General features: G+C 65.3%; 10 protein-coding genes. 8 read left to right on the forward strand and 2 right to left on the reverse strand.

Annotated elements, in window-relative coordinates; all coding sequences use genetic code 11:
* Nucleotides 1–41 precede the first annotated feature (41 nt).
* The 5 genes from AB7290_RS37795 to AB7290_RS37815 all read left to right on the forward strand — a co-directional run bounded on the left by AB7290_RS37795 (nucleotide 42) and on the right by AB7290_RS37815 (nucleotide 5,879).
* Nucleotides 42–842, forward strand: coding sequence for a class I SAM-dependent methyltransferase (locus tag AB7290_RS37795; protein WP_085403398.1), 801 nt, complete (start codon nucleotides 42–44; stop codon nucleotides 840–842).
* 282 nt (nucleotides 843–1,124) lie between these two features.
* Nucleotides 1,125–3,503: an exopolysaccharide transport family protein gene (locus AB7290_RS37800; protein WP_085403399.1), complete on the forward strand. Its 2,379-nt coding sequence runs from the start codon at nucleotides 1,125–1,127 to the stop codon at nucleotides 3,501–3,503.
* A complete protein-coding gene (locus AB7290_RS37805) occupies nucleotides 3,496–4,302 on the forward strand; it encodes a WecB/TagA/CpsF family glycosyltransferase (RefSeq protein WP_085403400.1) in 807 nt (268 codons plus the stop codon). Before AB7290_RS37800 ends, AB7290_RS37805 begins: the two co-directional genes overlap by 8 nt.
* A gap of 19 nt (nucleotides 4,303–4,321) precedes the next feature.
* The gene (galE, locus tag AB7290_RS37810; RefSeq protein ID WP_085403401.1) at nucleotides 4,322–5,314 is read left to right on the forward strand and encodes a UDP-glucose 4-epimerase GalE; all 993 of its coding nucleotides are present in this window, start codon (nucleotides 4,322–4,324) and stop codon (nucleotides 5,312–5,314) included.
* A gap of 223 nt (nucleotides 5,315–5,537) precedes the next feature.
* Complete coding sequence (locus AB7290_RS37815; RefSeq protein ID WP_063985656.1) at nucleotides 5,538–5,879, forward strand: hypothetical protein; 342 nt, start codon at nucleotides 5,538–5,540, stop codon at nucleotides 5,877–5,879.
* On the opposite strand, the gene AB7290_RS37820 is transcribed toward AB7290_RS37815, so the two are convergent.
* Nucleotides 5,853–9,968, reverse strand: coding sequence for a bifunctional diguanylate cyclase/phosphodiesterase (locus tag AB7290_RS37820; protein WP_085403402.1), 4,116 nt, complete (start codon nucleotides 9,966–9,968; stop codon nucleotides 5,853–5,855). The genes AB7290_RS37815 and AB7290_RS37820 overlap by 27 nt on opposite strands.
* Before the next feature lie 295 nt (nucleotides 9,969–10,263).
* Here AB7290_RS37820 and AB7290_RS37825 point away from each other — a divergent pair, with 295 nt between their 5' ends.
* The 3 genes from AB7290_RS37825 to AB7290_RS37835 are packed head-to-tail and all read left to right on the forward strand — an operon-like array spanning nucleotide 10,264 to nucleotide 13,503.
* Nucleotides 10,264–11,316: an Ldh family oxidoreductase gene (locus AB7290_RS37825; RefSeq protein WP_085403403.1), complete on the forward strand. Its 1,053-nt coding sequence runs from the start codon at nucleotides 10,264–10,266 to the stop codon at nucleotides 11,314–11,316.
* A 19-nt stretch (nucleotides 11,317–11,335) separates the two neighbouring features.
* Complete coding sequence (locus AB7290_RS37830) at nucleotides 11,336–12,703, forward strand: LLM class flavin-dependent oxidoreductase (protein WP_085403404.1); 1,368 nt, start codon at nucleotides 11,336–11,338, stop codon at nucleotides 12,701–12,703.
* A 14-nt stretch (nucleotides 12,704–12,717) separates the two neighbouring features.
* On the forward strand, nucleotides 12,718–13,503 hold the full coding sequence (locus AB7290_RS37835; protein ID WP_085403405.1) for a fumarylacetoacetate hydrolase family protein: 786 nt from the start codon (nucleotides 12,718–12,720) through the stop codon (nucleotides 13,501–13,503).
* 245 nt (nucleotides 13,504–13,748) lie between these two features.
* On the opposite strand, the gene AB7290_RS37840 is transcribed toward AB7290_RS37835, so the two are convergent.
* Nucleotides 13,749–14,204 (reverse strand): Lrp/AsnC family transcriptional regulator, encoded by a 456-nt coding sequence (locus tag AB7290_RS37840; RefSeq protein ID WP_014491864.1) that lies wholly within the window; start codon nucleotides 14,202–14,204, stop codon nucleotides 13,749–13,751.
* Nucleotides 14,205–14,308: the final 104 nt, after the last annotated feature.

The following is a 14,308-nucleotide window of genomic DNA, read 5'->3' on the forward strand; positions in this document are numbered from 1 at the left end:
TTTTCCTGTAAATTTGAGTCGAACAAGCGCGGTCAGAAAAAATGAACAAGCCAGCCTCGATCGATTTCGCGACAGCCACGGCGATTCAAATCCCAGCGGCCGGTGCACGCACCCAGGCGCTGCACGATCTGGTCCCCGGCGAAGCCCGCGACAGCCTGCTCGCCGTCCACGACGTGCTACGCCGCGAGCTGCCGCAGGGCCAGCTCGCCACCTACGAGGCCGGCGGCGGCTCGTGCAGCGTCCTGCCACCGGAACTGCTCAACCGCAGCAAGGTCACCGTCGTCGACATCGACGAGGACCAGGTCCGCAACAACACCTACGCGGACGAGGCGATCCTCGGCGACGTGCAGACTTACAGCTTTGGACGCGAAACCTTCGATCTGGTGATCTGCTACAACGTGATCGAGCATCTGCCCCATGTCGATGCCGCGCTCCTGAATTTCCGCGACGCGCTCAAGCCCGGCGGAATGATCCTGATCGGCGCACCCAATCCGCGCTCGCTGTCGGGCGTCGTCACCAAATACTCGCCGCACTGGTTTCATGTCTGGTTCTACCGGAATATCCGCGGCATCAAGGATGCCGGCCTGCCCGGCGAGCCGCCGTTCCCGACCTTCTTCCATCCGCTGGTGACGCTGCCGCGGCTCGAAGCATTCGCCGCGGCCAACGGCCTCGAGACGATCTACCGCCGCGAGGTCGAGAGTCCGCGCTATCCCGAGATGCGCCGGCGCAAGCCGCTGTTCGCCGCTCTGGTCGATGCCGGCGCCGCCGTGATGAACGCCGTGCTGCCGGACAGGATCGACGTTCGCCGCGGCGATTACCACGTCATCCTACGGAAGCGCTGACAATCATGACACGCGCGCGGTCCATCGCAGGACGAGCGAAGCCTGGCGGCCTCGCTGCGCGCGGTAACGAACCGTTAATTCCTTGGGGACCTCAGCGTCACCGCGACGCGTCGAAGAGTGGCATGCGCTTAAACGCTTTGTTTGCCATTTCGGTGAATAGTCCCTCAATGAGTATGGTTAATTTTCCCTGTTGCGTTGATTGGGCACCTATATCCCGGGTGCGTGGCGTAAAGCGAAGAGTAACCCCTCAGCCCGCGGTCGTTGGAATGAAAGCTGGGGACTATGCTTGACTACAACCAGCCGATAGATCGGGCCGGACCGGAGGCCCCGCAGCAGAGGTCTCAAGCCGGCTTCAACGTGCTGGAGCTCGTCAATCTGCTCTGGCGGCGGAAGATCGCGATTGCCGCTGCCGCGCTCCTCGGCGCGACGCTTGCCGTCACCGCGGGCAAGAGCGTGACGCCCCGCTACACCGCCACCGCCCAGCTCTATGTCGACCCGCGCGAGCTTCAGCTCGTCGATCGCGAGCTCACGCCGCGTGCCCAGGACGTCTCCGGCATGGCCATGGTGGTGGAGAGCCAGGCGCGCCTGATTACCTCGAACAGCGTGCTGCTCCAGGTGATCCAGCAGGCCAATCTGGACAAGGATCCCGAATTCGGCGGCGGCGGTGATGCCAGGAGCCTGCTGTCGTCGCTGCTCGGCCTGATCGGCCTTCAGCCCCGCGCGCCCTCCGCCGCGGAGACGAAGGAAGTGCAGCTCGCGGCGCTCGACGCGCTGAACAGGCACATCACGGTCCGCAAGACCGAGAAGAGCTTCATCGTCGACATCGAGGTCTGGTCGACCGATCCGGCGAAAGCGGCGATGCTCGCCAACACGCTGACAAATGCCTACCTCGCCGAATCCCGCAACTCGCAGGCTTCGGCCGCGCGGCGCGCCACCAACGATCTCTCCGGCCGCCTCAAGGAGTTGCGCGAGCGGCTGCGCAGTGCCGAGACCGCGCTCGCCACCTACAAGGCCCAGAACAATTTCGTCGGCACCCAGGACGCGCTGATCAGCGACCAGCAGCTCTCCGCCAGCAACCAGCGGCTTTCCGCGGCCCGCGCGGCGACGATGGACGCACAGGCGCGGCTCGACCAGATCGAGGCGAGCCGGCGCACCGCTGCCGATGCCGGCGCGAATTCGGAAGCGCTGCAATCGCCGACCATCGCGAACCTGCGCGCGCAATATGCCGACGCGCGCAAGAAGTATGCGGAGCAGGCCGGCGAGCTAGGCCCGCGGCATCCGGCGCTGCGCCAGACCGAGAAGCAGGTCGAGGATCTCAAGCGCACCATCAACGAAGAGATCGATCGCTTCGCGCAGTCCGCCAAGAACGATCTGACGCGCGCCCGCGACTTTGAAGCCTCGCTCAACCGGGCGCTGGAAGCGCAGAAGCGGCAGAGCGTCCAGCTGAGCCAGGCCGCCGTGCGCCTGCGCGAGCTCGAACGCGAGGCCGATGCCAGCCGCGACGTCTATCAATCCTTCCTCAAGCGCTCGCGCGAGACCGAGGAGCAGGAGACCCTGAACACCTCGGCGGCCCGCGTCATCGGCGAAGCCACCGTGCCGCAGCGGCGCTCGTTCCCGCCGGCGATGAGCATGTTCGCCATGATCGGCTTCATCTTCGGCGCGCTCGCTGCTGCAAGCTGGTTCGTCGCGGCCGAGCTGCTGTCCGCCGGTGCGACCGCGCCGGCAGCGCCCACACCGGCCCGTCGTGAGCGCACGCCGGCACCGCGGCCTCCGCGCGCGCCGGAGGTTTCACGGACACCGGAGGTAGCCCAGCCGCAGCCGGCTCCGCGAGCTCCGGAAATTGCGCAATCTCTACCGGAGCTCGCCGCGCCATCGCTGCAGCCGGAGATGGACGAAAATACGCTGATCGGAAAGCCGCTGATCGCGCGCCTCCAGGAGGCCGACGTCATTCACACGCTCGGCGCCATCCTCGCCACCGGCGGCGGTGTCGATCTGACCCGGCTTGGCTGGCCGACGCTGCGCCCCGGCTTTCCGCTGACGACGCTGCTCAACGCCTGGCGCGACATGCGCACTGCTGTGGCCCGGCGTGCCGGCGGCAAGGCCATGCCGGTCATCGCGCTCGTCGGCGCGGGCGAGACCACCGGGCGCAGCGTGACCGCGCTGAATTTCGCACTCGCGGCCGCGCGCGACGGCGCCCGCGTGCTGATGATCGATGCCGACCATCAGGCACACTCGCTCTCCAACAAGGTGAGCCGCCCCGGCAAGAGCGAGCCGAGCCGACTCGGCTGGCTCTCGATCGGCAGCAAGGCCTCGCGCGAGATCAAGACGGTCAACGGCATCTCGGTGCTGCCGGCCGCCGACGGCGATGCCGGCAAGGCGACTGAAGCCATGCGCAAGGCCATCGAGCAGGCGCGCGCCGCCGGCGGCTACGATCTCGTGATCCTCGACGGCCCCGTGACGCCGCTTGGTGCGGCCAGCCGCAAGCTGCTCGACGACGCCGACGCGCTGGTGGCGGTGCTGCCGACCAGCCTCGACATCAACGACGGCCTGGAAGAAATCCTGAACACGCTCGGCCGCGCCGAGCGCAAGCTCGTCGGCGTCGTGCTCGACGAGCTCACCCCCGCAACTCAAGCGCGCCAGCGAGGCAGACAATATGCTTGAGCGCCGCGTCAATCTGGACGGCCGGGCCGCAACCGCCGACGTGCCGCGGATCACTATCGGCGGCCTTCGCATGGCCGCGCTCGACCTGGAAGCAACTGCCGATTTCATGATCGAGGCGACCGATCCTGACAATCGCATCGGCCGTCCGCTGCACCTGACCTCGGCCAATGGCGAGGTGTTGGCGCGCTGCTCGACCGAACCGGAGACCGAACGCCTGTTCCGCGGCGCCGACCTCATCAACGCCGATGGCCAGCCCCTGGTCGCGGCGTCAAAGCTGCAATCCTGGTTTCCGCTGCCGGAGCGCGTCGCCACCACCGATTTGTTCCACGTGGTCGCGCGCAAGGCCGAAGCCGTCGGCCGCACTTTCTACATGTTCGGTGCCAGCGAGGAAGAGAACGCCGCGGCGGTCGCGAATGTCCAGCAGCTGTATCCAAACCTCAAGATCGTCGGGTACAGCCACGGCTATCTGCGCGGCGACGCCCTGCGCGCGAAAGTCGAGGAGATCAACGCGCTCGCGCCGGATTACCTCTGGGTCGCGCTCGGCGTGCCCAACGAGCAGGCATTCGTCGAGCAATACACGCCGCTGCTGACCAATGTTGGCGTTATCAAGACATCCGGCGGCTTGTTCAACTTTTTATCGGGCAGCCGGTCCCGCGCGCCGCAATGGATGCAGAAGATCGGGCTCGAATGGGCCTGGCGCACAATGCTCGAGCCACGCCGCCTGCTCTGGCGCTATTTGACCACCAACCCTCGCGCGCTCTATCTTCTCTTCAGCCGCAAACGGCCTTCCAATCGCTGAGAGAAGAGTAGAAGACGACATGACCGACCGACCGACCGTCCTCGTCACCGGGGGCGCGGGCTATATTGGCTCGCATGCCTGCCGCGCACTGTCTGCCGCCGGCTATCAGCCCGTCGTTTATGACAATCTCTCGACAGGTCATCGCAGCTTCGTCGCGGGTCCGCTGGTGACGGGCGACCTGCTCGACGGCGCCGCGCTGGCGCGCGCCTTCGCCGACCACAAGGTCACGGCGGTGATGCATTTCGCGGCGGCAAGCCTCGTCGGCGAGTCCATGACCGACCCGCAGAAATACTACATCAACAACGTCCAGGGCACGCTGTCGCTGCTGCAGGCGATGCGCAACGCAGGCTGCCAGCGCATCGTGTTCTCCTCGACCGGCGCCGTCTACGGCAACGCCGATTCCAAGGAGCTGCCGGAGGACTTCCCCTGCGCACCGATCAATCCCTACGGCGCGTCGAAATGGATGATCGAGCGCATGCTCGCCGATTATCGCGCAGCCTATGGCTTCGGCGCGTTCTGCCTGCGCTATTTCAACGCCAGCGGCGCCGACCAGGCCGGCGGCATCGGCGAGTTGCGTGACAACGAAACGCATCTCATTCCGCGCGCCATGATGGCGCTCCAGGGCCATGTCGACTTCGCCGTGTTCGGCGACGATTACGACACGCCCGACGGCACCGCGATCCGCGACTACATCCACGTCACCGACCTCGCTGCGGCGCATGTCGCAGCACTGAAGCTCCTGGAAACGGGACATGCCGGCGGCAGCTTCAATCTCGGCACCGGTTCCGGCTTTTCGGTCCGCGAGATCCTGAACGCCATCAGGCAGGAGACCGGCCGCGAGGTGCCGCACACCATGAAGCCGCGTCGCGCCGGCGATCCCACTTATCTGGTCGCCGATGCCTCCGCCGCGCGAAAAGTGCTGAACTTCGTGCCGCGCCATTCCGATCTAAAGACGGTGATCCGGACTGCCTGGGCCTGGCACCAGACAGCGCATCCGCTCAGGACGCGCTAGACACCCGTATTACGGCTTGCCGGTCGGGCCCCCGAGCGGCTAAAGAGATGATCACAGCCGGCGGCGGCGCATGTCCCGACCGCCGCATGTTGCTCTTATGGCCGCCAATGGAAGCGGCATGTGAGGCTCCGCCAATAGCGCGAGCCTGTTCTTCACAGCGAAGGCCACGATCGAGTCCGGGCATCGGCCTGCTTTCAGGCGCGGCCCAGGGAGCACGGAGCGAATGCATCAGGCCGCAAGCCTGCAATTCGAGCGCGTGATGGACGAGCTCGTCCTATGGCACGCCGTGCCGGAGGACGAACGCTCGCCCGCACCGGCCTGGTGGTGGGGACCGGCGATGGCGGTGGTCGACGCGCACGAGCCGATGCGACAGGTGTGGTGTTGTGAGCTGGGCCTCGGCGACGGCTCGAGCTTTGCCGAAGGTGCGCATGCCCTCCTCGAGCTGTTCGCCGAGCAAACCTCGCAGCCCTGGCCGGATGATTTTCCGCGCAAAGCGGACATCAAGCAAGACAACGTCCGCGAGCTGCACCCGCAGCCGTCAGATGACAGCGCGTTTCAGCCGTAACGCCGCGGCTTCGGTCGCAGCGAGGTCAGGCTCCGGCTGGAGCGGCGGCGCGACAGGCAGCTCCATCGGCCGCAGCAGCTCGGCCATCTGCCGCGCCGGCACCGGTTTGGAGATGAGGAAGCCCTGCATCTCGTCGCAGCCATGGGCGCGCAGGAACGCCTCCTGCTCGGCGTTCTCGACACCTTCGGCGACCACGGTCATGCCGAGCGCCTTGCCCATGCTGATGATCGCCTGCGCGATCGCCTGGTCCTCCGAATCCTGCGGCAGGTCGCGCACGAAGGAGCGGTCGATCTTGATGGTGTCGATCGGAAAATGCTTCATCAGCGACATCGACGAATAGCCGGTGCCGAAATCGTCGATGGCGAGGCGGATGCCGCGGCTCTGGATGGCGTCGAGCACCTTCAGCGCGCGACCGACATTGCGCATCATCATGCTCTCGGTGACCTCGAGCTGGAGCAGCACCGGCGACATGCCGGAGGCCGCCAGCGCCTCGTCGACGTCCTGCAACAGATGTTCGTCGACAAACTGTCGCGGCGACAGGTTGACCGCCATCGACACCGGCAACAGACCGCGGCGCTGCCAGGCCATGGCCTGCGCGCAAGCCTCTTTCACGACCCAGCGGCCGATCGGAACGATCAACCCGGTCTCTTCCGCAAGCGGAATGAATTGCGCCGGCGAGATGCTGCCGAGATCCGGGTGCGTCCAGCGCAGCAGCGCTTCCACGCCGGTGATCTGGCCGGTCTCCATGTCCACCTTGGGCTGGTAGTTCAGCGAGAACTGCTCGCGCTCCAGCGCCCGGCGCAACGCGCTCTCGAGCGACAGCCGCTCGATCGACTGCGTCTTCACCTCCTTGGAGAAGAAGCGATAGCCGTTCTTGCCGTCTTCCTTGGCGAGATACATCGCCATGTCGGCGTTCTTGGTCAGCGTCTGAACGTCGGAGCCGTTGGCCGGATACATCGCGATGCCGATCGAGGCCGTGGTGTGGCACTCGTGGCCGGCCAGCTCCATGGGCTCGGCGAGCGCCACGAGCAGTCCGGTCGCGATGCGCTGGACGTCGTCGATCTCACCGCACTGGTCGAGGATCACCACGAACTCGTCGCCGCCGAGGCGTGCGACAACGTCGGTTTCCCGCAGCGCGCCGCGCAGCCGGCTCCCCACTTCGAGCAGGAGCAGATCGCCGGCCTCATGGCCGAGCGAATCGTTGATGACCTTGAAGCGGTCGAGATCGATGAACAACACCGCGAAGCGGTGATCGTGGCGCTGAGCTTCGTCGATCGCCTCCCGCAACAGCCCGTTGAAGGTCTCGCGGTTCGGCAGGTCGGTCAGGCTGTCATGCGAGGCGAGGTATTCGATCCGCTCGTCGGCCTCGTTCTTCTCGTCGGCGCGATCGAAATTCTCCATCGCGAAGGAGACGTTGTCGGCGAGGCGCTGCAACAGCTCGACGAACTCGGCCGTGAAAGTCTCCTGCTCGGTCGACATGTAGATCATGACGCCGACGGGCTGATCGTGCGTGATCAACGGGAACGCCGCGCCGGAGCGCGCGCCGTCGCCTTGCAGGACGGCGTGGAAGGCGCTCACACGGCTGTCGTTGACATAGTCGTTGCTGACACAGGGCTGCCGGGTGCGGAACGCGGTGCCGCTCATGCCGCGCCCCTCGGGCCGGTCGGCGTCGATGGAGAGACGAACGTTCCTCGTGGTCTCGGCGGACGGCCCTGCGGCCGCGACGATCGCGAGCTGGTCGCTGTCGGCCTTGGCGAGCGCAATGGTCGTCGAGGTGAACTTGCCGCCGGTGGACGCGGCCTGACACACCAGCTCGAACAGCTCGGTGCGCGACTTGGCCCGCACGATCGCCTCATTGGTGGCGCTCAGCGCGGCGAACATGCGCGTCAGGCGCTCCTTCTGCGCCTCGGCCCGTGACCGCTCCTCGGCCCGGGCGAAATTGTCGAGCGCAAAAGAGACGTTCTCCGCGAGGCGCCCCAGCAACTGGATGAGGTCGGGCGTGAATGTGCCTTCGTCCGGCGAAAGGAACAGAAGGACGCCGACGGCATCGGTGCCGTTCTTCAGCAGCGGGAAGCAGCCGCCGGATTTCGTCCCTTGATCCCGCGCGATGCGACGCCAGTGCGTCGCACGAACGTCCGTGAGGAGCTCGTTCGCGACGCAAGGGGCCTTGGTGCGAAATGCGGTGCCGGCGAGCCCGCGTCCTTCGGGCTCGTCGGCAGACGTTCCGAAACGCCAGTTCTCGACGTGACTGCGACACTCGCCCTTGGTGACGACGATGTCGAGATAGCGCCCCGTCGGATCGACCATGGCGATGGTGGCAGACGTGAACGTGCCGCCGAGCACGGCGGCCTCGCACACGGCTTCGAACAACTCGGCGCGGGACTTCACGCGCATGATCGCTTCGTTGGTCGCGCTCAGCGCCTCCAACATGCCCCGAAGACGGTTGCGCTGCATTTCGGCCTTCGCCTTCTCGTCGGCGCGATCGAAGTTCTCGAGCGCGAAGGCGACATTGGCCTGGAGCCGTTGCAGCAGCTCGACGAATTCGGGCGTGAACGTGCCGCGTTCCGGCGAGTTGAAGAGGAAGACGCCTTCGACGCTGTCGCCATTGAACAGCGGCAGCGCCGCGGAGGAGCCGATGCCGTTCCGACGAGCGTTGGCCGCCCAGGGCGCGATCCGGTCGTCGGACTGCACATCATTGCTGATGCAAGGCTGGCGCGTGCGGAAAGCGGTTCCCGTCAGCCCTCGGCCTTCAGGCACCTGGTCGGACGTGGAGAATTTGAAATTTCGGACCATATCCGCGTTCGGCCCGTAGCAAGCAACGACGCGAAGCAGCTCGGCATCGTGATCGACGAGCGCGATGTTGGCCGAGGTGAACTTGGCGCCTTTCGCCGTCGCTTCGCAAACGAGGTCGAACAGCTCGGCCCGCGAGCGTGCGCGCAGGATCGCCTCATTGGTCGCGCTCAGCGCCGCGTACATGCGCGCCAGGCGGTCTTCCTCCTCGGCGATCCGCGCCTTCTCGGCCTCACGGTCGAAATTGTCGATCGCGAAGCAGACGTTCTCGGCGATGCGCAGCATGAGTGCGACGACCCCCTCGTCCTTCGCCCAGGACTTGCTGAGGAAGGACAGGATGACGCCGATGCTCTCGCCGTTCCGGATCAGGGGGGCCGCGATGCAGGCGGCAACACCCGTGTTGAGATTGGCCTGCTCCCACGGCGTTCCCCTGGTGCGACGCGCGAGATCGCGTTCGACATGGGGCTTCTGGGTTCGAAACACCTCGCCGGAAATGCCGCGACCATAGGGATTCTCGGGGTCGACGGAGTAGTGGGTCCGGGCCACGATCTCCAGATTCTCGCCGGTGCCGGCGACAGGCTTCAGCCAATGCGAGTCCTGCTCCTTCAGCAGAACGAAGGTCGCCAGCGACTTGCCGCCGTGCACCGAGGCGTCGCACACGAGCTGATACAATTCCCGCTCGGTCTTCGCACGCAGGATGGCTTCGTTGGTAGCGCTGAGCGCGCCAAACATGCGGTTGAGCCGCCGCGTCGCGAGCTCGCTGGTCTGCCGCGCGGTCTCGCGCGCGAAATTGTCGAGCGCATAGGAGATGTTGGCCGACATCCGCTCGAACAGCGACACCATCTGCTCGTTCAGCGAGCCGGCTTCCCTGCGGGTCACATACAGCACGCCGACGCTCTTACCGCTGCAGAGCAGCGGCAGCGCAGCCGCCGCGCCGATGTGGGCCTTGGCTGCGCCCTCGCGCCACGCCAGCGAGCGAGGATCATTCAGGTAATCGTTGCTGATGCTCAGCTTCTGATTGCGAAAGGCTTCGCCGCCGACACCCGCTCCCTCGGGCGTGACGGAGTCGGTCGTGATCTCGAGCGAACGCAGCCGCGCAACGTCATCGCCGCAACCGGCCGCAAAGCACAGCCGCCGGCCATCCGGCCCCACCAGGAAAACCGCAACGGCCAAAAAGTTTCCGCTCGAAAACCCGGCGTCGCAGACCTTCTGGTACAGCTCGTCCGGCGATTTCGCGTAAAGGATCGCTTCGTTGATGGCGCTCAACGCTGCAAAGGTGCGCGCGAGGGTCGTCTGCACGGTCTCAGCTCCCGGGCATTTCTGCCTAATTCTCCCGGGTGCTTTATGAACGGCGACGGCCTAAGTGGTCGTTATTGCGCGCTGCAAACCCTCGATCAAAGTGAACGAGCTGCGAACGGCCGGCGCCAAACTGTCGGGAATGCCGCCGCACGGGAGGATTCTTCGACGAAAGGCGCGCTCTCTTTACGATTTTGCAGCCCTGTATTGGTTTACGGGAGATTGATATCGCTCCCACGCTTTGAGACGATGGCTCCCAACAAGCAGCCCGTTAAGGGCACAATGCCGAGGGAACGCCATGCCCGTCGTCAAGACCGACCGCCTCACGCTCATCAGCGCCGCGCTGCTCCGCGCCGCCGGAGCTTCCGACGAAGAGGCCGATGCGGTGGCCACAGGCTGCGTCAACGCCAACCTCGCCGGTCACGACTCTCACGGCGTGATCGCGGTTCCGACCTACATCGATCGCATCAAGGCCGGCCACATCGTGCCCGGCGCCAAATGGACCATCGTCCAGGAATCGCCGACCACGACCGTGATCGACGGCCAGTGGGGGTTCGGCTTCCACGTCAACGCCAAGGCGATGGCGCTGACGATCGAGAAGGCGAAGACGGCGAACGTCGCCGCCTGCACCGTGTTCCGGCAAAGCCATGTCGGCCGCCTCGCCGCCTATCCGTTGATGGCGATGCGCGAAGGCATGATCGGGATTGCGACGGCGGATTCCGGCCGCTCGCCGAAGCACGTGGCGCCGTTCGGCGGCAAGGAGGCGCGGCTCGGCACCAACCCGATCTCGATCGCGGTGCCGTCCGATCTCGACGCGCCGTTCTATCTCGACATGGCAACCTCGGCGGTTGCGGCCGGCAAGATCCAGCTCGCGGTCGCCCGCGGCGAGGAGATTCCGACGGGCTGGATCATCGATGCCGAGGGACGGCACACCACCGACCCCACGCAATATCGCAAGGGCGGCGCGCTGCTGCCGCTCGGCGGCACCGAGGGCTACAAGGGCAGCGGTCTCGCCGCGATGGTCGAGGTGCTGTGCGGCCTGCTCACCGGCCTCGGCTTCGGCGTCGAACCGACCGGACGTCACAATGACGGCTGCTTCATGGCCGTGTTCAACGTCGCCGCGTTCCGTCCGCTGAAGGATTTCAAGCGCGAGGTCGCCGAATTCGCGCGCTATCTGAAATCGACGCCACCCTCCGAAGGGAGCAAGGGCGTGTACTATCCCGGCGAGATCGAGGGGTTGCGCGAGCAGCAACGCCTGCGCGACGGCATCGAGATCGAGGATGCGACCTGGGAAAAGCTGCGCGCGCTGGCGGGCGAGTACCGGCTCGACACCGTCCTTGATCTGGCCTGACGGAATTTGGGAGAACAGCATGACGCGGCAGATGGTACTGGTCGGCTTCCTCCAGGCGCAGAACTGCACGAATTTGCCGAGCTCGTGGCGGCATCCGGACTCGCGCGACGATTCGATGTCGGCGGACTATTATCAAGAGATCGCGAAAATCCTCGAAGCCGGCAAGTTCCACATGGCGTTCTTCGACGATCGGCTGGCGATGCCGGACCGCTACGGCAACGATCATGCCCACACCGTCGAATACGGCATCCGCTGCGTGAAGATGGATCCGCTGATCGTGCTGACCACGATGGGCATGGTCACCGACAAGCTCGGCCTCGGCGCCACTTGCTCGACCACCTATTACGAGCCCTTCGACGTCGCCCGCCGCTTCGCGACCCTCGATTTGATGTCCGGCGGGCGCGCGGGCTGGAACGTCGTCACCTCGCTCAATGACGGCGAGGCCCTCAACATGGGTCGCGATTCCCATCCCGAACATGATTCGCGCTACGACCGCGCCGACGAATTCATGGAAGTCGTGCTCGGGCATTGGGACACTTGGGAAGACGGCGCGCTCATCATGGACAAAAAGAGCGGCCGTTTTGCCGATCCGGCCAAGGTGAAGCGGCTCGATCACAAGGGGGCGGCCTTCAAGTCCCGCGGACCCTTCACCGTGCCGCGCTCGGACCAGGGCCATCCCGTCATCATCCAGGCCGGCGCATCCGGCCGCGGCCAACGCTTTGCCGGCCATTGGGGTGAGGTGATCTTCACGGCTGCGCGCAATCTCGCTGGTGCCAAGGAAGGTTATGCCGCCGTTCGAAACGAGGCAGCCAAGGCTGGCCGCGATCCCGATCAGATGCGCCTTTGCAATTTGACGACGCCGGTCTGCGCCGCGACCAGGGCCGAGGCTGAGGACAAGATGGCGCTGATCAACAAACTGCCGCTCGAGATCGACGCGCTGTCGCTGCTGGCCGAAGCGCTCAACTACGATTTCGCCTCCAAGGACCTCGACGAGCCTTTGACGACGGACGATCTGAAGAGCATGCAGGGCATTCTGGGCCTCCGCGACGGTGTGCTGAAGAATTCCGGCAAGAGCAATCCGAGCGCGCGCGACTTCGTCACCTTCTCCGGCCGCGGCCAGGTCCACGACGCCATGGTCGGCGGTCCCAAGGAGATCGCAGACAGGCTGGAAGAGATGTTCGTCGAGCGTGGCTGTGATGGGTTCGTCATCGCCGCGACCTATGTGCCCGGTTCCTACGCCGATTTCGTGCAACATATCGTACCGGAATTGCAGCGCCGCGGCCTGTTCCAGAAGGACTATCGCGGCAAAACGCTGCGGGAAAATCTCGGGCTGAAGCGGCCCGTGGCCGGCGCCTGGAAGGTACAGCCGCGCGATGCCGCGGAATAACTGGAGGATCCGACATGCGCTGGCTGAAATTCACTGCCTCGGACAAGACCTCCTGGGGAATTGCCGAGGGCGACCAGGTGATCGCGGTCGACGGCGATCCCTTTGGCGAATGGCAGCGCACCTCGCGCACGCATCCGCTGGCGCAGGTTCGGATCGAGCTGCCGCTGATCCCGCGCACCTTCTATTGCGTGGGCTTGAACTATCTGAAGCACCTGAAGGAAGCCGCCGACAAGCGCGGCGAGGTGCCGGCCGTCCCTGATAGACCCGAGATCGGCTACCGCGCCCAGAACGCGCTGATCGCGCATGACGAGGACGTCGTGATCCCGTCCTTTGCGACGGACAAGATCCACTATGAAGGCGAGCTCGTCGTCGTGATCGGCAAGAAGGTGAAGCATCTCACCAAGCAGAATGCGATGGATTGCGTGTTCGGCTACACCATCGGCAACGACGTCAGCGAACGCAGCTGGCAGAAGGCCGACCGCAGCCTGTGGCGCTCGAAGAATGCCGACACGTTCAAGCCGATGGGCCCGTGGATCGAAACCGAGGCCAATCTGGCGAAAATGGAAACCGTCGTCCGGGTCAACGGCAAGGAGACCAACCGCTTCTACACCAACGACATGATCTTCGGCGTCGTGCCGTTCCTGGTCGAGCTGACCAAGTACTTCACGCTGTGGCCCGGCGACGTGATCTGGATGGGCACGGACGGCGCCTCGCCTGACATCGGGCACGGCGACGTGGTGGAGATCGACATCACGGGCGTGGGGACGTTGCGGAACAGGTTTGTGCGGGAGCAACGGTAGTCCTCATCCTGAGGAGCTTGCGAAGCAAGCGTCTCGAAGGATGAAGGCCCGGCTCTCGGCCTCGCCCTTCGAGACGGCCGCTGCGCGGCCTCCTCAGGGTGAGGAGATAGAGTTGTATACGCCGCGAGATCAACGGTGCCGTAGGGTGGGCAAAGCGAAGCGTGCCCACCACCTTCGCAAATCGAGGCGAGATGGTGGGCACGGCGCTATGCGCCTTTGCCTACCCTACGGCACTTCCCGCGCAATCAAAACGGCAGCGCCACACTCGTCTTGATCTCCTTCAGCACCACGTTGCTGCGCACGTAGCGGATGCCGGGAATGCGGAACATGAACTCGTCGAGGAACCTGTTGTAGGCCGCCATGTCCTGCACGACGACGCGCAAATGATAGTCGGCGTCGCCCGTGGTCGCGAAACACTCCAGCACTTCGCGCCGCGTGGTCACCCGCGCGACGAACTCGTCGACGAATTTGGCATCGTGCCGCTCCAGCGAGACATGCAGGATGGCTGACATCGCAAAGCCCGCCTGCTCGCGCGCGATCAGCGCGGCATAGCCCTGGATGACGCCGGCCTCCTCCAGCGCACGCACCCGGCGCCAGCACGCCGAGGTGGACATGCCGACCTCGTCGGCGAGCTGCTGGTTAGTGGCGCGGCCGTCCGTCTGGAGATGGGCGAGAATCCGCGCGTCCTGCTCTTCAATCATGGAAGCCCCCGATTCGGTAACTTCTACCGAATCATGCCATTTTCCGCAAAATTTTACCGAATTATCGATCAAGACAGGGTGAATAGGCAAGACCTACCAGCCTC

Origin of the sequence: Bradyrhizobium sp. 613_E4_N2_2 (genome assembly GCF_052075995.1) — a bacterium.
Taxonomy (GTDB): Bacteria; Pseudomonadota; Alphaproteobacteria; order Rhizobiales; family Xanthobacteraceae; genus Bradyrhizobium; species Bradyrhizobium barranii.